The sequence below is a fragment of the Bacillus sp. ISL-78 genome, from assembly GCF_018613455.1.
Classification (GTDB): domain Bacteria; phylum Bacillota; class Bacilli; order Bacillales; family DSM-1321; genus Peribacillus; species Peribacillus frigoritolerans.
Window position 1 is genome coordinate 26,005 of the sequence record NZ_JAGGQC010000012.1, and the last position, 20,394, is coordinate 46,398.

Here is a 20,394-nt window from a genome sequence, read left to right on the forward strand (position 1 = left end):
CATTAACATTAATTACTGAACTAAAAAGCCAAGGATTATCTTTGTGTTATGAATCGCTCAAAAAATAAGATTTATAAAAGGTCCATTTACCTGTCTATAACTTTAAAATACAGGGTAAAGTAGAAAGAACCATATATAGGAAAAATTTTAAAAGGAGGATGGAAAATGGGTTTCAAGCCCCGAAATCAAAGAGATCAATCCATTTCAGAATTACGTTATACTTATTCCGCTCGTAACCTATGTTCCGGTTTTCTATTCGGGATCGGATTGGTTGCATTCATCGATGAAGCCATCTTTCATCAACTATTACATTGGCACCATTTCTATGACAAGTCCACAACCAATATCGGGCTTGTTTCGGATGGTTTATTTCATGCCCTAAGCTGGTTCGCAACGGTCGGGTCTTTATTCATGTTCGCTGACCTTCGCCGTCGAAAAGGATTATGGCTGAAAAGGTGGATAGGGGGAGTTTTGCTCGGGGCAGGTTCTTTCCAGTTATATGACGGAATCATCCAGCACAAGCTCATGCGCCTCCATCAAATCCGTTACAATGTCGATATTTTCCCATACGACTTGACTTGGAACATTGCCGCCACAATCATGATTTTGATCGGGATTGCCCTCGTCATTCAAACAAGGCGCAGCTTACTTAAAATGAAAGAAGAGGCCAGCAATGCACAGTAATGGACATATTCATGATAATGGAACTGGTTTTGAACCGATTTTATTGATGCTACTCATGCTGGTTATAGTGATTTATATCGCTGCTGTCATCATTTCGAACCGCCGCTATAAAAAATGGCCATTATACCGTACCTTCTTTTGGATTCTTGGCACTCTCTGTGCAGCCTCAGCAATCATAGGTCCCATAGCCAATCGAGCGCATATGGACTTCACGGCGCATATGGTCGGCCATTTACTGCTTGGAATGATGGCCCCCATCCTGCTTGTGCTTGCTGCACCTATTACGCTTGCACTGCGAACACTTGATGTACAATCAGCAAGACGCCTTTCAAGGGTGTTGAAAAGTTGGCCGCTGCGCTTTATAAGCAATCCAATCACTGCCTCCGCGCTTAATATTGGGGGGCTTTGGATTCTTTATACGACCGGTTTGTACGGGTTGATGCACCAGTATGCCCTTCTGCATGCATTAGTGCATTTTCACGTATTCATAGCGGGCTATCTATTCACTGCGTCTATGATTTATATGGACCCTGCGCCCCACAGGTTCAGCTTCATGTTTCGAGCTATCGTATTTACACTTTCATTGGCCGGACATGATATCCTTTCTAAATATATTTTTTCCCACCCGCCAAGCGGAGTCACCAAGGTACAAGCGGAAAATGGCGGAATGTTAATGTACTATGCCGGTGATGCGATTGACGTTGCACTTATATGCCTCCTTTGCTATCAATGGTTCAAAGCCACCCGGCCCAAGGGGTCACTTGCCTTGTAGGAAGGCGGTTCCATGATTACTTCGGTAAACTCCTGCGTTTCTGTTTAATCGTCCAACATTTAGCTCATACTAATTTTTGATGAAAAAATTTTGGATGGAGCTGAATGAAAAATGGAATATGAAGCGAATAATTCTACTGAAAATGCTCTTCGTGATTATAAAGCTGGAATCGGTGTCTTTACGCATAAAATGCCAGATCTTGCTGAGAAATTCAATTCGTTTACGGAAGAGTGCTTTAAAGAAGGTCAATTGTCCAAGAAAGAAAAACAGCTTATCGCACTAGGAATAAGCTTATACTCACAAGATGAATACTGTATTATCTATCATACAAAGGGATGTCTTGATCAAGGCTGTTCCGAACAAGAAATTCTTGAAGCCATTGGTGTGACCGCGGCATTTGGCGGAGGAGCAACCATGAGTCAGGCTGTTACCCTCGTCCAGGAGTGCATTCAGGAAATAAACCAGATGAAACAATGATAAAGAAGGGATAGGAGAATTAGTCCTATCCCTTCTTTATGTTCTTAATAAATGCTTTTAATGACTCATGTTGTTGTTATTTCCTTGTGCCGGTGCATACGAATTCATCATTTGCTGCATATCCTGCTGTGCAAGCTGCGGGACTTGGTAATAATGATGTTTGTTTTGATATATCGAAATCTCATAGGCCATTTCAATGCAGTTCGGAACTGAATCCGCAAATACGCGGCGAACAACCGGATTCGTTATTTCAAGCGCTGCCATCGCCTTCATGGATGCTGCAGACTTAACAGCTGCAAGCATCAAGCCTGAAATGCATTCATCCGTAATTTCCGATACGGATTGCAAAGGTTTCTTTGGCTGAGTCGGTGTCAATCCATATATAAAATCGTTACCTTGATTCATTTTGTAGCTCTGAGTCGGTTTAGAAGGATCCTGGCCCGTTTGGAAGCACTCCAATGAAATATTATATTCATCTTGGATGAACTGATATTGCCGGTCCAGAATGTCGAGTAATTCCTGATCTTGGACATGCTGACGCAAAAGAGTATATGTGTTTAAAGTACCGATCGCTCCCGACAGCACTTCATGTACATCGAATACTTCGTGACCACCGTGATTCAATTGTGGGGGGATGGCACCCGTTTGCATGTTCTGGTGTACTTGACCTTGTTGATATTGGTTTTGCATTGTATTTCCCTCCTCATTTTATCAATCAAGCGAACACGTTTAGTATGTTAAACCCCAACCGGATTATTCAATCTAAACTCTTCCAAGAAGACCAATAAACTGCTGCATCATTTTTTCTGTATAAAAAAACCGTAGCGCTTTAAACTATAAACAGTTTTAATACATGGGAGGATTCCTAATGACACATCAATGCTTCTATTGTAGTGATGTCACGGAAGAAAAAAATATCCATATAGTAGCATTTCAAGTTACTGACACGGATAGAAATGAAATGCTCTGTGATGAATGTTATCAAGAATGGCTGCAAGGAATAAAAGGGTAAGCATTAAAAGCCCTCTAACATTTCCCAAACACAACGTTGCATGCTTGGATGAATTCAGGGTAACTTAAATGCGTTAATGAATTTCAAGGAGGATGGTTATGGGAATTTTAAGCGGAAATCCGAAAGATGAGCCTATGCATTACGGAGAGGTATTTGGAACATGGGCATTTCTGACCACTACAAAAGGGTTGATTGCATGTCATCAAACCATGCTTAATCATACTGGCGACAAGGACCTGCATAAATTGCTAGTAGAAGTGATCAATCAAGGGAAACAGGAACATGACCAACTTGAATCATTATTAAAAGAAAATAACGTAGGACTGCCTCCATCACCACCTGAAAGGCCTAAAGCTAACTTGGAGGATATTCCCGTCGGGGCACGTCTTCAAGATCCTGAAATCTCCGCTTCAGTATCAATCGATATTAATGCGGGATTAGTTGCTTGCAGCCAAATGATGGGTCAATGCATCCGCGAAGATATTGCACAGATGTTTGCGCAATTCCATACGAATAAAGCTGCATTGGGTGCCGACTTCCTAAGATTGAATAAGGAAAAAGGATGGCTTGTCCCTCCTCCTCTTCATATTAAAAAATAAGTATGTAAATAGATCCCCTTAATCATGTTTTGTGATTGAATGTTCAACATGATTAAGGGGATGATGACGATTAAGGAATCATTACCATTGAAGACTTTCGATCAAGTGGCACTTTGTACATTGTTGACTATAATCATTTTTGATAAATTCATGGTTACAATTCTCCCGAAAAATGTTCAGCTCCCTTTTCAGCTGCTCCAATTGAATTTCCAACTGTTTCATTTCAACTTTTATCTGGATTACTCGATTCATCGAATTCTCCCTCTCGTCGGAATCATTGATAGATTTTCCCATCCGTTTTCCTAAATTCATTCGCTTTTTCTTTAAGCCCTTCATCGATTACCGACTCAAAACCCAGACCCTTTTCCTTCGCCAAATCACGGATGTCCTGAGAAATTCTCATACTGCAGAATTTCGGTCCGCACATTGAACAGAAATGGGCTGTTTTAGCACCTTCTGCCGGAAGAGTTTCATCGTGATATTCAACCGCCCTTTCAGGATCAAGGGAAAGATTGAATTGATCTCTCCAACGAAATTCGAATCTAGCCTTCGAAAGGGCATCATCCCGTTTTCTTGCCTGCGGATGGCCTTTTGCAAGATCAGCTGCGTGTGCTGCAATTTTATAAGTAATGACCCCTACCCGAACATCCTCTTTATTCGGAAGTCCTAAATGCTCTTTCGGTGTCACATAGCAAAGCATGGCCGTTCCAAACCAACCAATCATGGCTGCACCAATCGCAGAAGTGATATGGTCGTATCCAGGAGCTATATCCGTCGTCAAAGGTCCCAGGGTATAGAAGGGTGCTTCTTGACAGACTTCCAGCTGCTTATCCATATTTTCTTTAATCAAATGCATCGGTACGTGACCGGGTCCCTCCACCATGACTTGAACATCGTGCTTCCAAGCAATCTTCGTCAATTCGCCAAGTGTTTCCAATTCCGCAAATTGTGCCTCATCGTTTGCATCTGCAATGGATCCCGGACGGAGACCGTCACCTAATGAGAAAGAAACATCATACGTCTTCATGATTTCACAAATCTCTTCAAAGTGGGTATAGAGAAAACTTTCCTGATGGTGGGCCAAGCACCATTGTGCCATGATGGAGCCTCCGCGTGAAACAATACCCGTAACTCGCTTTGCTGTCATGGGGATGTATCGCAAAAGCACACCAGCGTGTATGGTGAAGTAATCGACACCTTGCTCAGCCTGCTCGATTAATGTATCCCGGAAAACTTCCCAATTTAAATCTTCCGCCACCCCATTCACTTTTTCCAATGCTTGATATATCGGAACCGTCCCAACCGGCACAGGTGAATTCCTGATAATCCATTCCCGCGTCGTGTGAATATTCTTTCCTGTGGAAAGATCCATTATGTTGTCTGCACCCCATCGTGTAGCCCAAGTCATTTTCTCCACTTCAGCTTCGATCGATGAACTGACAGCTGAATTTCCAATATTCGCGTTTATCTTCACGTGAAAATTACGTCCGATGATCATGGGCTCACTTTCAGGATGGTTAATATTTGCCGGAATGATTGCCCGCCCGCTAGCTACCTCTTCCCTTACAAACTCAGGGTCTACATTTTCCCTGATCGAAATGAACTCCATTTCTGGAGTAATGATCCCTTTGCGGGCATAATGAAGCTGGGTTACGTTTTTCCCTTTCACTGCACGCAATGGTTTTCTTTTCAACCCTGGAAAAACTTCGGCATTGGATTGTGACTCCACTTTTCTATATCCGTTATCTTCGGGCTTTATTTCACGCCCTTCATACTCTTCAACATCTTCCCGTTCAAGAACCCAGCTGCGTCTAATCGGGGCAAGGCCTTTATGAATATCAATCGGATATTCTGAATCCGTATAGAAGCCGCTTGTATCGTATACACGTAAAGGCGGATTCTCCTCTTCTCCGAATGCCCCAGTCGTCGGACTTAGCCCAATTTCACGCATAGGTACTTTAATATCGGGCCTAGATCCCTCAACATACACTTTTTTACTCCCGGCAAAACTGGACATAATTGAAACGTTCATGTCATTTACTGAATTACTCTTCATGATTTCATTTCTCCTTTTTAAGTTCATTTAAAAAGGACGAAATCCAATCCATTTCGCACGAAAAAGCCAGGTCTCATATTTAAGACCCGGCTAACGTTAGTATGACTACAGAAATGACCAATTGAAAGGTCATCGTTTAGTAGATTCTAACTTCCCCACGCTGGTATGAACCAGATCAGGTCCTGAGGGTTAAGAAGCTTAAGCGCTTCTCTCTCAGCCCAACTTTTATTGGACACCCCTAGTCTGAAAATAATTTAATTGATTACAGGGTAACTATATATCACCCTTTTCATTCTGTAAATAATTTGAAAGACCTAATATTTTCTCTGCAATCATCTAAAATTTGTTATTTGGAGGAGGAGCGCGAATTAATTCCCCAGGCTCTCAAGGATAGGGAAAAGCTCCTCTAAATGCTTGATTTCATAGGTTGGAAGCACTTCATTCCGTTCCTTATCATGGCGATTTATCCAGACCGACTTTATGCCTACCCGTGATGCTCCAAGGATATCGGTCATTAAATTATCGCCGACCATCAATACTTCATCCTTATCAAGCTCCATGATTTCCAAAGCGTGCTCAAAAATGGAGGCATCCGGTTTACCTCGTCCAAATGCGCCTGAAATCACGATTTGGTCGAAATAAGGAACCAGTTCAGGTGTTATTTCAAGTTTGGTATTTTGCAGCTCAGGAGATCCGTTCGTAAGCAACAGCAATTTGTACTTCCCTTTTAATTCATCCAGAACACGGAATGTTTCTTCATAGATAAATGGCTTTTTGCGTCTTTCTGCCGGGAAACGTTCTGCCAGTTCAAGCCCAAATTCCGGGTCATCGATCCCTAATGCCTTCAAGCCCCTCGTCCACGCTTCTTTCCGATAAGCCGGTACAATCCCGGCCATCTTCCGGAATTCATCATGATCATCCTGAAAATTCCCCCATAGTCCCTCAAATGGATTGATTCCGATCATTTGAGTGAATGCATATGTATCATAAGAAGAATAAAGATCACGCGCTTCCTTCCGCACCGCTTCTTCAAACTCGTCGACATTCAGACCATATTTCTCCTTGGCAACTTCGCATGTGGCCACAAAAGCCTCTTTTACACTTTTCTGATCCCATAGTAATGTATCATCTAAATCAAAAAAAACTGCCTTCAGCAAAATGTCCACCCCTCTTTCCCCAATATTGAATTCGTAAAAATTACACTATTACAATAATAAACCACAACTAATAAAAAAAGAATAACTATTCGGAAAATGCATGCCCTTTCTTCGCAAAATGGCTTACCTTTTCCGGTCGGAATCATATATTCATTTCCCTTTTCTACTTTCAAATACATACAGTTTTCCATTACTGGCAATTTTGAACTTTGGACCGGTGAACCCACGTCGGATCAGCTCTTTCCTCATATATACCATGAGGGCGGCATGACTCACGATCAGGACATTCCTTTCCCCCTTTGCAAAGACTTCATCCAATACTTTATTGATTCTTTGCTCAGCAAACTTAATTTCCGCCCTTGTCTCCTTGTTGATCACCGAGCAGCAGCGAATCCAGATGGCCCAAAGGATGAACGGCAGCTTAATCCTTCCTCTCAGAGGGGGAGAAGGTATTTCCCGCAGCTCCTCCATCCGATGAACCGTGCCTGGAAAGATGTGTTCCGCTGTCTTGACGGCTCTCGACATATCACTACAATAACATTCCTGCCATTCCTCCACGCCAAATAAAGTCGTTCCATAAATAATATCCGCTGCATCATAGTCCACAAACCATTGCTTCATATCATCCGCCGTCACAGATTTCCCAGTAGGAAATTCATGTGCCACCTTAAAATGCCGTACCAAACCAATTTTCATATATTCTCCTTTTTATCTTTTAAAATATTCATTTCTATTTCTTATAAAATCCCTTAACAATATATTAACCTATGTAAAGTAATATAATAAATGCAAGTTGAAATCATTAAAACCTAATCAAAGGTTTTCCATATTTTGCAACTGATTATGATACGGAAACATATCATGGCCATATGTAATGATCGAAAAAAGAGAAAGCATATCGCCTTCTCCTTTCGTTTAATCTATGAATTGGAGTTCTGTTATCGTACATCTTTTCCTGAATTTATATTTCCCACTCAAATCACTGAATTGATAATCATTTAGGGATTTTCCCAGTTGTTCCTTTAGTTTATCCGCCGTGATGGATTCCTCAACTGTCTCTTTCCAATTTTCATTTCCCATTATTTCTTCGAACGGAATGGTAGTCAGGACTTCATCATATATCTGGATGCTTTGATCGATGCCGAAGCTGCCATAGATACTGCCATTTTCATCAGCAAAGATATGCTCCGATTCCAAATCTTCCACCAATACTTCCAGATATCCCTTTGACTTAACAGGCTTGATGGCAATCTCTGCTTCTGCCTTTACAGGTCCCAATCTCTTATCGATGATCTCTATCGTCAATTTAACGTGAACGGGCGGATAACCAAACCCTTCACAAATTTCTGCTGCCGAGTTATATACCATCTGAAACATCCTCCTTTTGTCACTATCATTATATAATATAAATACTCAATTCCCTTACCAAAAACCCTTATTCAATATCACTTGGCACTGCATCTCTCCTTCATCATCGGAAGGGTAATCGTCACTTTCCCGGAATCCCCTTTAAACGGCATCATAGTAAAAAAACAGTGTAACCCCGATTTCCTCAGTTCACGTGTATGATGTTCATTTATCAAGCGTCATTTATACGTTTATCAATCATGCACCATACACTTTGATCTATTTATGAACTCAACTAAAAAATCCAATGCAGCTCAGGGGCATTGGATTTTTTATGTAGCTCACATTATGGCTTTAGCACCACTTTAATACATCCATCTTCGTGATCGTTAAAGATTCGATAAGCCTCACTCGCTTTTTCGAGAGGGACTTTATGGGATATGATTTCCGTAGGGTCGATCTCTCCAGCCGTGATTTTTTCAAAAAGTTTGGGCATGTAGTGAATGACCGGTGCTTGTCCCATTTTCAGGCTAATGTTCCTCTCAAATATATTGCCTAATGGGAACATATTATATTTCGAACCATATACGCCCGTCAGTTGAATCGTGCCGAATTTACGTACGGCGTTAAGTGCAATCTCGATCGCACTTAACGTTCCACCCTGAAGTTTCAGCTTTTGCTCAACCGCCTCAAGCGGCGATTTCTTGCCATCCATTCCCACACAATCTATGACCACATCGACACCGCCAGATGTGATTTCCTTAATGTAGCTGCCCATATCGTTATACTCATCGAAGTTATATGCCTCCACTTTATTCATCTGTTTAGCCTTATTTAGTCGATAAGGAAGATTGTCGATGGAAATGACCCTTTTTGCTCCTTTCATCCAAGCGAACTTCTGAGCCATCAAGCCAATCGGCCCACAGCCCAATACCGCTACCGTATCATCTTTCTTGACGCCAGCGTTCTCTACACTCCAATATGCGGTTGGCAGCACATCGGACATGAACAATAACGCCTCATCTTCTAGTTCACATGACTCTGGGATGACAAACGGCATGAAGTTTCCATATGGTACCCTTAAATATTCTGCCTGCCCGCCTGGATAGTTCCCATATCGTTCCGTAAAACCAAAGTACCCGCCTGTATCCACCGCTTCATTAGGGTTGGAATTATCACATTGACTCTCCATATCATGTTCACAATAATAACAGTGCCCGCAAGAAATGTTGAAAGGCAGGACAACCCTTTCCCCTTTCTTCACCTTTGTCACTTCCGGACCCACTTCTTCGACGATGCCCATCGGTTCATGGCCAATGACATAATCTTTATGCGTCGGCAAAGCACCCTGATATATATGGAGGTCGGACCCGCATATAGCTGTTGAAGTCACTCGGACGATGATATCATCCTTTTGCTGAAGTTTCGGATCTTCAACTTGTTTTACCTGTATATCTTTTGCTCCTTGAAAAGTTACAGCCTTCATAATCAACCTCCTAAAATTTTCTTTATTTATTTTATATACCCGTCCGAAAGACCACTAAGCCTATGGACATCTAATTTCCCCAAGAATTAATCGCCCATTATGCTGCACCTGGATGACAAAAAAAAAGCCCCGGAAACCGGAACTCACATTTGAAACCATTTATTTAGTAACTTTATTTCCATTATCATTTTGCTTATACTCACTTAGTACCTCGTTGAACACATCGGGATAATTCGTAAACAGCCCCGTTGCACCCCATTCAAGCGCCTTTTTCATATCGGCTCTTTCATTTACTGTATATGGATGGAATTGGAGGTCATGGTTTCGAACCATCTTCACATATTGTCCGTCAACTTTACTGAAGTTCGGGCCAACGCCAACTGCATATTCCTTTATGGATTCCAATTCTTCATCGGAAATAGTTGCTTGGGTCTTGTAAGAAAAAAGTTGCACAAGAGGTAACTTTGGATTCAAGTCATGAACCTTCATAAGGCTTTCTTTACTGAATGATTGTATTAATACATTCTTTGTACGGCCCTTCGAATCCACCATTTTATATTCTGCCAGAACCTGCAGAAGCTCTTCTTCCATACCTGGATACACATCAGGGGACTTTGTTTCGATATAGTAATTGGCGTTCTTTCCAAACTTCTTAAAGACTTCTTCAAGAGTAGGAACCTTTACCCCTTCATATACCTCTTTTGCCAATTGTGGATATTTTTCATTGAACCAAGTACCGGCGTCCAGTTTCTTGATTTCTGCCAGCGTTAAATCCTTCACAAGGCCAGTACCATTCGTTGTACGATCCACTTTTTCATCATGCATTGCTATCAATCTACCATCCTTGGTCATTTGAAGATCGATTTCTATGTAATCGCCTTTCATTTGTTCTCCCATTTGATAAGCGGGAATGGTATGTTCAGGTGCATAACCAGAAGCTCCCCTATGTGCCACATTCACAATTTTCTTCTCATAAATAGATGAATTGGAATGATTTCCATTTGCAGCGGAGGCCCCCATTGAAGTAGCCTGCAATATAAAGGCCGCACTCATCATACAAAAACCGAATTTCTTTAGATTCGTTCTCATTTCCCTCTCTCCCTCCCATTATTACCATTATTTTAAAAGGGGAATGTGAATCTACAGCGAATATAATGTAAAGAAATAATATAGTAGTTAAAATGGTTAAAATAACCTATCAAAAACAGGGCAATCATGCAGTTCGTTCTACCCAACTAAAAAGTTGAATAAAAATTTATTGTTTGATTAATGATAAGAAGCCTCCAAAAAGCCTCTTTTTCCAAAAAAGCGCATATGAAAAATCTGCTATATATGGATACTGGTAATCAACGGTCATCCAAATGGCATAACTAAATATTCCCAATCCCTCCGCATTTCTTAACTCCTTACTCCGCTTTTATGCAAGTCATGCTTCTTATTCACACAATGTAAGTCTCCCATATCTACGATAAACTCTAGATATTGGAAAGGATGTACACACCTTTTGGGCCGGTCAGGGTGCTTTCCTCAAGAACCTTTCCCTTTCCACAATATAGATAGAAAGGTTATCAATGACAAAATCTATCTTTTTCTGATTTACAAAAAACTAGTATCATATTACTATTAAGCAAACAGAATATTAATATTAAGGGGAATTATGTTAAAAAATTACCAATATTATCAAAATAAACACCGATTTATACTGAAGGCTTTCATGGCAATGATATCCTTTTTACTATTAGTTGGGATTTCTGTATCACCTATAAGTTGGAAAGATAATCCCTACGAGATGACAATACAGGTCATTTTAATATCGGGGATGATAATTTCTCTGTTATTTTTCTTAAAAACAGAAGTCAATTTTTATAAAACCCTATTCATTTTCTTAATTACTGTTTATTTTTATAGCAAATTTTGGATATTCCCGGATACTTCCATCATGCTGGCCATATTTGCAATAGCACCCTTGTTTCCCATTTTTCTCTTTGATAAGATCGGGTTTTATATTGTGGCCACTTTAAATATCATATTAGGTCCCGCTTCCATCTTGATCATTTCAAAAACGGATCTTCAACACACTTATGAATATGTCGCTTTGGATAGTTTCGGCAACACGCTTAATTTCATCGCTATACAAATCATATTGGTATTCGTATTCATAGGAACCAATAATAGGATGGAATCCAATAATGCATTTCATAAGGAAATACAGCAGGCCAAGCAATTGAACTCAGTCGGACAGCTAGCTGCCACCATTGCACATGAGATACGTAATCCGATTACGGTCGTTAAAGGGTTTGCCCAGCTATTAGATCAAGAGAAGGAACTGAATGAAACGGAAAAATTTTATGTACAGACCATGCTTACGGAACTTGAATATACACAAGTGATTATCAATGACTATTTGTCTTTAGCAAAACCGCAAACGGATAATGTACAGGTCATTCCTTTAAATGATGAAATCCAAAAGATTTCCGACCTATTAACCAGTTTTGCCAATAATCGCAACATCGGATTTCTTCTCGATTTCCGTGACGACCTGCACATTAACATGAATCCCATCGAGCTGAAACAGATACTGGTCAATATCATGAAAAATGGAATTGAGTCAATGAACAAGCCCGGATTCATCAAGGTGGAAACAGAGCAGGAACGCACTATGGCTAAAATACGAATAACGGATACAGGAATAGGCCTATCAAAAGAGCAGCTTGAAATACTCGGCACCCCATTTTACTCACTTAAAGATAGGGGAACCGGTATCGGTCTGACCGTTTGTTATTCCATCGTTCAAAAATACAAAGGGAAAATCGTGGTACAGAGCGAAGTGAACAAAGGAACATCGTTCACCATTTATTTGCCCTTATATAAAGAAATAGATTAAACATACATACCTAATAAGAAAAAGGATGACCACCCATCACCGGGCGGTCATCCTTTTTCAATTAGGCTTTAAAACTATCTTGCCATTTCAGCAAATGATTTTCTAAGAAGCGTACGAATGAGTCTGAAATTTTACCAGCGAGGGCAAAAATGATGATGCCTACGAATACGACGTCCGTTTTCATGAATGAACGGGCATCCTGGATCATGAATCCCACCCCTCTATCCGCACCAAGCAATTCAGCGACCACCAGGCACATCCATGCCGCACTTAAGGCTAAACGGATACCAAGTAATATGTTAGGCAATGCTGCCGGAATCATTAGCTTCGTTATTTGTTCCCGACGGCTAAACTCCAAGATTAGGGCAACATCGTAGAGTTTTTTATCCACATTACGAAGGCCCAAAAAAGTTTGTAGATATAGTGGAAAAAAAGCACCTAAAGCAATAAGCAGCACTTTGGATAGTTCACCAAACCCGAACCACATAATGAATAAAGGCGTGATCGCGAGTAAAGGAACCGTTCGTAACATTTGAATGCTTGGGTTAAGATACTCTTCGGATTTTTTTTGCATCCCAACGATGACTCCAAACAATAAGCCTAAAAACCCACCTAGGGCAAAGCCAATAAAAGCCCGCATTAAACTGATCTGTAAATGCATGCCCATTTCCCCCGACTGGACGAGATCAATGAACGTCATGACGATCAATAAAGGGGATGAGAACAATTGGGCAGGCAGGATGCCAACCGAACCTAATGCTTGCCATGCAATCAACACGACAACGGGAAGAACCGAACCCCGCAATGCCGATTTGGCAAGTTTGGATTGTTTTGTCGTTTCCCTTATGACAAGGTGCTTGTTTTGTGCAACGGTCTGTGTAGACATAATTTCCATCCATCCTTCCTTTTTCAAAAATTCAATTAAATGCTCCAATCTTCCACCTCTACTGGATGATGTTCAAGTTGGGTTAATATGACGGACCTGAATTCCTGGAACGCTTTGCTTGTTCGGATTCTTGGGTATGGCAAATCAATCGGAACGATAGCTTTAATCCGTCCAGGCTTTGCATCCATGATGACCACCTTCTTCGATAAAAAGATGGATTCATCAATATCATGGGTGACAAGCACCATCGTTGTCTTATTCCTCTCCCATATTTCCAGTAAAGCCTCTTGAAGATGAGTTCGCGTGAATGCGTCCAATGCACCGAATGGCTCATCCAGCAATAAAACTTCAGGATTACGCAATAAGGCCCTGGCAATGGCAACACGCTGCGACATTCCACCGGATAATTGGCGTGGATACGCCTTTTCAAACCCTTTTAGTTTAACGAGTGTAATCAAATCATCCACCCTTCTTCGTATGTCCGGTTTCTTTAATGGAAGGTTACCTGCAATATTCTTCTCCACGTTTAGCCAGGGAAATAAGCGATGCTCCTGAAAAATGAAACCACGGTCTTTAGAAGGGCCGCTAACCGTAAGATCCCCTGCCATGATCGTGCCATCAAAGTCTGAATCAAGTCCTGCAATCAACTTTAATAATGTGCTTTTCCCGCAGCCGCTTGGACCAATGATGGTAACGAACTCACCATTGTTGACGGTCAGATTTAAATGATCCAAAACATGGACACTTTCATTCTCATTCTTAAATGTTTTGCTTACCTGATTAATTTCTAACGTCACAACCAATCCCGTCACCCTTTCTCAATTAAAAAAAATAGAGATCCAGCAATAAGGCACATATTGTCCCTTTGCTGAATCTCCAGTTAACTAGTCGATTCAATATTTCATTTTATATTAACTTATCGATTATTTAGAATCAACACCTAATACCAATTTATTTTATCGGATTAATCAATAAAGTGTTTGACAGATAATTCTAACAGCTGTTAAGATGCATTCATACACAAACCCACTTCACACTGGAGCCAATTTAATAAAGGTCATGTGAATCAACTGGACTACCGGAGATTCAATGAAGAGTAACCAAGCAAACTCTTCGTTGAATCTCTTTTTGTCATTATTCTGACTATCCAGATGTGTATAGCTGTAAAAAAGGAGGGAATTCATGAAGGAATATCGTAAACATCTAACCGCAGTACTACTTGCCATCATTAGTATCGCTGTATTGTCGGGCTGTAATTCCGATGACGGCAAAGCTTCTGGGAAAAGTGCTCCACTGAAAGTTCATATTGCCTTAAATGGCAAGATGGGGCCATTGGTCATAGCAAAGGAAAAGGGATTGTTCAACGAAGAGTTTTCTAAATTGGATGCCCAAATCGAATGGAGTGAATTCCAGAGTGGTCCCCCGCTTTTGGAATCCCTTGCTTCCAATCGGGTTGACCTGTCTTTTTTAGGGGATGGTGCACTGATTGCCGGCATTGATAAGAATCTGCCATTCGAAGTGATTGCACAAACAGGCCGGGGTGAGTCATCTGTCCGGATCCTGGCTCAAGCGGAAGGTAATATAAAGCAGATTGAAGACTTAAAGGGAAAAACGGTCGGTGTTGCTTCGGGGACAACGGGTCATGTGTATTTAATCAAGGCGTTGAAAGCCCATGGTTTAACGACTGATGATATTAAACTCATCAATTTGCAACCGGATGATGCTCAGGCGGCTTTTGAAACGAAACAATTGGACGCCTGGGCGATATGGAACCCCTATTACCTTAATAATATTGAAAAAGGGAATGCTGTCGCACTTAAAGTAAAAGGAAAAATATTAGCTCCAGGTGCAATCATTGCACGCAACGGCTTTGCCGAAGAGCATCCTGAAATTGTCGAGGCCTATTTAAAGGTTTATAAAAAAGCTGCCGATTGGCAAATTGAGAATCCAGATGAAGCATCTGAAATTTATTCCAAAGAAACGAAATTGCCTGTGAGCACGGTAAAGACAATAATAACGGCCGAAGAACCAAATATCTTCTTTACCGAAGATGCCATCAAAGCACAACAAGAATCCATCGATACTTTAGCTGATGTGGGCTATATCAAGAAATCATTTAATTTTAAAGATCACATCAACAATGAATACATTGATGAAGCCTTTAAAAAATAAAAAACTAACCTTACAGGAGGAGATTGATTATGACGGAAACTAAAACACAACAATTGAAAGTGGTACCGGTAGCAGGAAGGATTGGAGCGGAAATTCAAGGAGTGCAATTAAGCGGGGACTTGGATTTAACTATTTTCAATGAAATCAAACAAGCGTTAAACGATTATAAAGTCATATTCTTCAAAGGTCAAAATCATTTGGACGATGCCAGCCAAGAAGCATTTGCCAAACTATTGGGTGAACCTTATGCACATCCTACGGTACCCGTCAAAGATAATACTAATTATATTTTCGAACTTGACTCCGAACGCGGTGCTAAAGCAAACCATTGGCACACTGATGTCACTTTCGTTCCAGAGGTTCCTAAATACTCAGTTTTAAGAGGGGTAACCATCCCTGATGTTGGCGGAGATACAGTTTGGGCCAATACGAATGAAGCATATGAGGACCTGCCGGATGGATTGAAGAAATTAGCGGACGGACTATGGGCAATCCATACAAATGAATATGATTATGCTCAATTCAAACCAGCCGAAAACATTGATGATGAGGTTAAAAAGAAATATCGTGATATATTCGAATCGACAATTTATAAAACAAGGCACCCAGTCGTTCACGTACACGCCGAAACCGGAAAAAGGCATTTGTTATTAGGCGGCTTTGCTGGTAGAGTGGAAGGCTATACAACAAGTGAATCCGAAAGATTATTAAGCATCTTCGATTCGTACGTCACGCGCTTAGAAAATACCGTGCGTTGGCAATGGAGTGAAGGCGACGTGGCCATTTGGGATAACCTAGCCACGCAGCATTACGCTATTGCCGATTACGGGGACCAGCACCGCGTCGTTCGTAGGGTCACAGTTGGAAAAGACGTTCCCGTAAACAAGGAGAACGAGTCCAGCAGACTAATTATTAAGAAATAAAACTCCTGTCTCGAATTAAAGCTTCCGAAAATACTCAAACTTCCTGAGGAACTGGCCTTAGTGCAGGAAGTTTGAGTATTTTCTTTATTGAGCGGACTTTGCCAACTCGCCCTTTGGCATATCATTACTTTCCCCTCATTTAAAATTAACTTCAATGAATTCAACCTCTTCTGCCCGACTTAATGTTCCATGGGCTTTTCCAACGGTGCCTTCTTTGTCTTCCCAAAAGAAGTTATGGTCCTGAACGATCGTGCTAAAATCAAAGTCTCGCCACCCCGCAGCGATGGACAGCAATCTATCTCTATGATGAAAATCACTTGAATCCACTATTTTATAAACTTCTTCTATAATCTTAGGGGACATCGGTATAGCTCCCCATTTATCTTGCGAGCGAACCTTTTGATGAGTCATTTTATGCATGACGTCCATGACTTCCGTTTCGGTTGAGCCTTCATCAAGTCCTGTTTCAAATTCAATCCCATCATATATCGCTGTTTTCGCTTCAAGTTCCGCAGCTTTCGCTTTCGCTTCCCTTTGGGCTTCGATTTTTTCATCTTCTCTTTCTCTTTCAATTTGTTCCTTGGCTTCCCTGGCTTCCATTGCCAGTTGAGCTTTTTCGTACTCATTGGAGTTCTCCATGATTTTAAAGGAAGCAACCCCCAACCCGAATAATGCAGAAGCAGAGATTACGCTAATAAGTAAAACCTTTTGCGTTTTCTTCATAAAAACTTCCTCCAAGATTGATAATGTCAGATAATATTTATTTTAACATATTGAATGGAATAACTATCCAAAATAGAAGACATCCAACCCTCTCATCCCTTCAATAAGAATTAAAGTCGTTTCAGATCGATAATTACCCAACATACCATTCCATTTTTTCAAGAAGATTCATTCGTCACTTATTGCATACTGGATGACACATATAATGCAGCAACAGTGGACAATGAAAAATTGATAATATCGGGTGCCGGGCAGGATGAAGCTAAGGTAGTGGATTGGAATAGTATTAGGAACAAGGTCTGGGGTTTGTCGATAAATAGATGGAGTAATGTAAAAAAGAAACTGCCAATCTAAAATCGGCAGTTTCTTTTCGTTTTCGTACAGCCGGCGTCTTTATCAGAATTAATTGTCCTGAACGATTATTTCATCGATTATACCGTAATCCTTCGCCTCATTTGCACTTAAGAAGTAATCGCGATCTGTGTCCTTTGCCACCTTTTCGATAGGCTGACCGGTCCTTTCGGAGATGATTTGATTGATATGATCCTTTAGCTTCAAAATCCTTCGGGCAGAAATTTCGATCTCCGTTGCTTGCCCCCTCGCCCCACCAAGTGGTTGATGAAGCATGATTTCACTATTTGGCAAAGCGCACCTTTTCCCTTTCGTACCCGCCAATAAAAGCATGGCACCGAATGATGCGGCCATCCCCGTACATACAGTCCTGATATCAGGCTTAATATATTGCATCGTATCATAAATGGCGAAACCGGCACTGGTTGATCCCCCTGGACTGTTTATGAAGATGGTAATTTCTTTGTCAGGTGCATCTGCTGCCAAGAATAACAATTGGGCAACCACACTATTGGCTAAATGATCGGTGATCTCTTCCCCAATCATGATGATACGGTCTTTTAGAAGTCTGGAATAAATATCGTACGAGCGCTCACCTTTGCTGGATTGCTCAATTACATATGGAATGGTGGTCATATCTCTTCTTCCTCCTAACAATAATGTTGGCTATGCAGCCATTGAGAGTGTGTTTGAAGGAGTGAAGCTTGATTTGGAAAGATTCGAACGATTCATCAGTTTAGGAATCATCGACTCACTGTTCAGGGATTTGAAAGATGGGATGCTTCTAATGAGGATATCAGGATTTTGGGCTTTTAAAGCCTGTGTCATCAGCGACATGAGCCGCTGTTCCTCCTCATACTGCCAATCTTCCACGCAAGTCAACCTGCGATCTTCAACGTCATTCTCAAAACGCTTCTTCACGCGGTTCAGGATTGCCTTTACAGCCGTTTCCGTGGTGTTCAAGTATTCTGAGATTTCTTTTGACCGGTAGAGGAATCCTTCCTTTAATATGAACACTACAGCTTGTTTCGGGGTAAGGGATTTTATTATATATTCAACCGTTTCAAAGACGTTTTCCCCAACTGCCCCCAGTTGTTCTGCATCCAACAGATCGTCTAAAGATTCTTTTTTCCTTTTTCGTATCGTATCAATCCAGGAATGCCGGGCTATCGTCTTCAATAAAGCTGTGGTTATCACCGTTTTTTTCCCATAACCCTGCATTGCCTTCAATATCGTTTCCTGAGCCAAATCATCCCCATCCCAATTATTTTGGGTCAGAAATCGGCAAAACCGATTCAATTCAGGATAAACTTCACGCAAAATTGCAACGTTATCCTTTTCTTCAGAAATATCTTCCCTCAACTTATTTATCATTTTTCTCACTCCTTCAACACCCTCTATCCTCTAAACGTTTCAGAAAGAGAAAAAGATATGGGGGTGAAAAATTTTCCTTCATGCCTCATTATATTCTATTCCATTTTTTCCATTGGATTTCCTTTCATACTAAAAACCTGTTTGGTTAAGATCCAAACAGGTTAATATATACCTCCACCGCTGTGTACCCTGTTCGTCACCAATCATTTCAGTGCAGACCTTATTTTCCAAAACATTTATTATTCTGCTCCATTCCATTAAGCCAGCCAGACGCTTGGATGTGACGTACCTAATGTCCTTGGTGTGAATCCTGAATTCGATCCCATAGGAGAACTCTACTGCTATTCCAAATGTTCAATGCATTCAACCGTGTATTCGCTAGGTTCCATTTCGTTTACTTCCATACCAAACCAACTGGAGGAGCGACTCTCATTAGCGCTTTCTTTACAATAGTTCACCATAGAACCTGCTGGCTTTTCTTCAGACTCTTGATCGCTCATCTCTTCAAAATTCACCGACCGCACGTTATGACGCCCGCTGTCTGACTTTTCATTATCCAGGTCTGCGAACATGAACATGCAGTAAAAAACCAAAACCATAATTGCCATGGTAATCAACCTTGACATCATAGGCAGTAATTTTTTCAAAATAGCCAAATCTCTCTTCATGGTGGTTTCCCCAATCCTGCTAAAGCATATTAAATTCAGAATGAATTCATCTATTAAATATCCCATCAAAAACACTAGTTTAGAAAAATATTACTATTTTCATTATATCAAGTCCCAGAAGTTTTTAACGATTATTATCCAATAAATAACTAAAAATTCTCCGAATCCTTTATAAAATGGACAGCCCCAAAAATATCAATATACCCCTCAAATTGACTTCACTCCTTTTTCAGTGTTACTCTTAAAAGTATACATTCAAAATGCTGATTCCATTGGCGTGAATTAAGGGTGATCACTTTTGCCAAAAGAACATTTAATAGACGTTCAACCAATCAGATCAACGGAAAAATTAGATGATATGAAATGGTCATTGAAAAGACATTGCAGCGAGAGAGACTACATATTGTTCTTGTTAGGCATCAATACCGGCTTACGGGTGACTGATCTATTATCGCTGAAGATAAAGGACATTGAAGGCAAGATGGAAGTCATCATCAAGGAAGGGAAAACAAAAAAGCCAAGAATGATACAGCTTAATACTATATGTAATGAATTGGCCGCCTATATAGCCACCATTGATGGTGAATGGCTATTCCCCTCACGCAAGGGCGATAAGCCAATAAGTAAGATACAAGCTTACAGACAGCTTAATAAAGCAGCGGACATGGTGGACATCGAGGGCATCGGTACACATACCATGCGGAAAACATTCGGGTACTGGCACTATAAACGAAGTAAGAACCTCGCTGAGTTACAAATGATCCTTAACCATTCACACCCTGTAATTACACTTAAGTACATTGGGGTGAATGGTTAAGGAATA

At 40.9% G+C, this 20,394-nt stretch carries 23 protein-coding genes and 1 riboswitch; of the genes, 9 read left to right on the forward strand and 14 right to left on the reverse strand.

Going from position 1 to position 20,394, the window contains the following annotated elements; translation table 11 throughout:
- Nucleotides 1–165 precede the first annotated feature (165 nt).
- The 3 genes from J7I96_RS13690 to J7I96_RS13700 all read left to right on the forward strand — a co-directional run bounded on the left by J7I96_RS13690 (nt 166) and on the right by J7I96_RS13700 (nt 1,933).
- Nucleotides 166–684 carry a DUF2243 domain-containing protein gene (locus J7I96_RS13690; protein WP_214926025.1) on the forward strand — a complete coding sequence of 173 codons (519 nt, stop codon included), beginning with the start codon at nt 166–168 and terminating at the stop codon, nt 682–684.
- Between the two features lie 46 nt (nt 685–730).
- Nucleotides 731–1,456 (forward strand): cytochrome c oxidase assembly protein, encoded by a 726-nt coding sequence (locus tag J7I96_RS13695; RefSeq protein WP_396020106.1) that lies wholly within the window; start codon nt 731–733, stop codon nt 1,454–1,456.
- Nucleotides 1,457–1,567: 111 nt separating this feature from the next.
- The gene (locus J7I96_RS13700) at nt 1,568–1,933 is read left to right on the forward strand and encodes a carboxymuconolactone decarboxylase family protein (protein ID WP_034305272.1); all 366 of its coding nucleotides are present in this window, start codon (nt 1,568–1,570) and stop codon (nt 1,931–1,933) included.
- A gap of 57 nt (nt 1,934–1,990) precedes the next feature.
- Here J7I96_RS13700 and J7I96_RS13705 read toward each other — a convergent pair whose 3' ends face one another.
- Nucleotides 1,991–2,623 (reverse strand): spore coat protein, encoded by a 633-nt coding sequence (locus J7I96_RS13705; RefSeq protein WP_063577311.1) that lies wholly within the window; start codon nt 2,621–2,623, stop codon nt 1,991–1,993.
- A 178-nt stretch (nt 2,624–2,801) separates the two neighbouring features.
- Here J7I96_RS13705 and J7I96_RS13710 point away from each other — a divergent pair, with 178 nt between their 5' ends.
- Nucleotides 2,802–2,945: a hypothetical protein gene (locus J7I96_RS13710; RefSeq protein ID WP_214774972.1), complete on the forward strand. Its 144-nt coding sequence runs from the start codon at nt 2,802–2,804 to the stop codon at nt 2,943–2,945.
- Between the two features lie 98 nt (nt 2,946–3,043).
- On the forward strand, nt 3,044–3,544 hold the full coding sequence (locus tag J7I96_RS13715; protein WP_214774974.1) for a DUF3231 family protein: 501 nt from the start codon (nt 3,044–3,046) through the stop codon (nt 3,542–3,544).
- 81 nt (nt 3,545–3,625) lie between these two features.
- Here J7I96_RS13715 and J7I96_RS13720 read toward each other — a convergent pair whose 3' ends face one another.
- From J7I96_RS13720 to J7I96_RS13750, 7 genes are all read right to left on the reverse strand, one after another.
- Nucleotides 3,626–3,796, reverse strand: coding sequence for a hypothetical protein (locus J7I96_RS13720; RefSeq protein WP_214774976.1), 171 nt, complete (start codon nt 3,794–3,796; stop codon nt 3,626–3,628).
- Nucleotides 3,797–3,818: 22 nt separating this feature from the next.
- Entirely contained in the window at nt 3,819–5,600 is a 1,782-nt protein-coding gene (thiC, locus tag J7I96_RS13725) for a phosphomethylpyrimidine synthase ThiC (protein WP_214774978.1), read from the reverse strand.
- A gap of 135 nt (nt 5,601–5,735) precedes the next feature.
- Nucleotides 5,736–5,850, reverse strand: a riboswitch (TPP riboswitch).
- A 118-nt stretch (nt 5,851–5,968) separates the two neighbouring features.
- On the reverse strand, nt 5,969–6,757 hold the full coding sequence (locus J7I96_RS13730) for an HAD family hydrolase (protein ID WP_214926032.1): 789 nt from the start codon (nt 6,755–6,757) through the stop codon (nt 5,969–5,971).
- A gap of 150 nt (nt 6,758–6,907) precedes the next feature.
- The gene (locus tag J7I96_RS13735) at nt 6,908–7,453 is read right to left on the reverse strand and encodes a histidine phosphatase family protein (RefSeq protein WP_214774982.1); all 546 of its coding nucleotides are present in this window, start codon (nt 7,451–7,453) and stop codon (nt 6,908–6,910) included.
- Between the two features lie 219 nt (nt 7,454–7,672).
- Nucleotides 7,673–8,125, reverse strand: coding sequence for a hypothetical protein (locus J7I96_RS13740; RefSeq protein ID WP_214774141.1), 453 nt, complete (start codon nt 8,123–8,125; stop codon nt 7,673–7,675).
- A gap of 325 nt (nt 8,126–8,450) precedes the next feature.
- A complete protein-coding gene (locus tag J7I96_RS13745; RefSeq protein WP_214926042.1) occupies nt 8,451–9,590 on the reverse strand; it encodes a zinc-dependent alcohol dehydrogenase in 1,140 nt (379 codons plus the stop codon).
- 159 nt (nt 9,591–9,749) lie between these two features.
- Nucleotides 9,750–10,679 carry a glycerophosphodiester phosphodiesterase gene (locus J7I96_RS13750; RefSeq protein ID WP_396020104.1) on the reverse strand — a complete coding sequence of 310 codons (930 nt, stop codon included), beginning with the start codon at nt 10,677–10,679 and terminating at the stop codon, nt 9,750–9,752.
- An 850-nt stretch (nt 10,680–11,529) separates the two neighbouring features.
- Here J7I96_RS13750 and J7I96_RS13755 point away from each other — a divergent pair.
- Nucleotides 11,530–12,474 carry a sensor histidine kinase gene (locus J7I96_RS13755; protein ID WP_214926051.1) on the forward strand — a complete coding sequence of 315 codons (945 nt, stop codon included), beginning with the start codon at nt 11,530–11,532 and terminating at the stop codon, nt 12,472–12,474.
- A gap of 61 nt (nt 12,475–12,535) precedes the next feature.
- Here the strand turns inward: J7I96_RS13755 and J7I96_RS13760 are convergent, their stop codons facing one another.
- Complete coding sequence (locus J7I96_RS13760) at nt 12,536–13,369, reverse strand: ABC transporter permease (RefSeq protein WP_396020107.1); 834 nt, start codon at nt 13,367–13,369, stop codon at nt 12,536–12,538.
- A 26-nt stretch (nt 13,370–13,395) separates the two neighbouring features.
- Entirely contained in the window at nt 13,396–14,163 is a 768-nt protein-coding gene (locus tag J7I96_RS13765) for an ABC transporter ATP-binding protein (protein ID WP_214926053.1), read from the reverse strand.
- 379 nt (nt 14,164–14,542) lie between these two features.
- On the opposite strand from J7I96_RS13765, the gene J7I96_RS13770 reads away from it, so the two are divergent.
- Together J7I96_RS13770 and J7I96_RS13775 are read left to right on the forward strand one after the other, a co-directional pair.
- Nucleotides 14,543–15,532 (forward strand): aliphatic sulfonate ABC transporter substrate-binding protein, encoded by a 990-nt coding sequence (locus J7I96_RS13770; RefSeq protein ID WP_214926062.1) that lies wholly within the window; start codon nt 14,543–14,545, stop codon nt 15,530–15,532.
- 29 nt (nt 15,533–15,561) lie between these two features.
- On the forward strand, nt 15,562–16,455 hold the full coding sequence (locus J7I96_RS13775; RefSeq protein ID WP_214926065.1) for a TauD/TfdA dioxygenase family protein: 894 nt from the start codon (nt 15,562–15,564) through the stop codon (nt 16,453–16,455).
- A 135-nt stretch (nt 16,456–16,590) separates the two neighbouring features.
- Here J7I96_RS13775 and J7I96_RS13780 read toward each other — a convergent pair whose 3' ends face one another.
- The 4 genes from J7I96_RS13780 to J7I96_RS13795 all read right to left on the reverse strand — a co-directional run bounded on the left by J7I96_RS13780 (nt 16,591) and on the right by J7I96_RS13795 (nt 19,571).
- Nucleotides 16,591–17,178 carry a DUF6241 domain-containing protein gene (locus J7I96_RS13780; RefSeq protein WP_214926068.1) on the reverse strand — a complete coding sequence of 196 codons (588 nt, stop codon included), beginning with the start codon at nt 17,176–17,178 and terminating at the stop codon, nt 16,591–16,593.
- Between the two features lie 402 nt (nt 17,179–17,580).
- A complete protein-coding gene (gene clpP / locus J7I96_RS13785) occupies nt 17,581–18,165 on the reverse strand; it encodes an ATP-dependent Clp endopeptidase proteolytic subunit ClpP (RefSeq protein WP_034305312.1) in 585 nt (194 codons plus the stop codon).
- A gap of 30 nt (nt 18,166–18,195) precedes the next feature.
- Entirely contained in the window at nt 18,196–18,903 is a 708-nt protein-coding gene (locus J7I96_RS13790) for a sigma-70 family RNA polymerase sigma factor (protein WP_214926070.1), read from the reverse strand.
- Between the two features lie 341 nt (nt 18,904–19,244).
- Entirely contained in the window at nt 19,245–19,571 is a 327-nt protein-coding gene (locus J7I96_RS13795) for a hypothetical protein (protein ID WP_214926073.1), read from the reverse strand.
- A 358-nt stretch (nt 19,572–19,929) separates the two neighbouring features.
- Here J7I96_RS13795 and J7I96_RS13800 point away from each other — a divergent pair, with 358 nt between their 5' ends.
- Nucleotides 19,930–20,388: a tyrosine-type recombinase/integrase gene (locus J7I96_RS13800; RefSeq protein ID WP_214774145.1), complete on the forward strand. Its 459-nt coding sequence runs from the start codon at nt 19,930–19,932 to the stop codon at nt 20,386–20,388.
- The last annotated feature ends 6 nt before the right edge of the window (nt 20,389–20,394 follow it).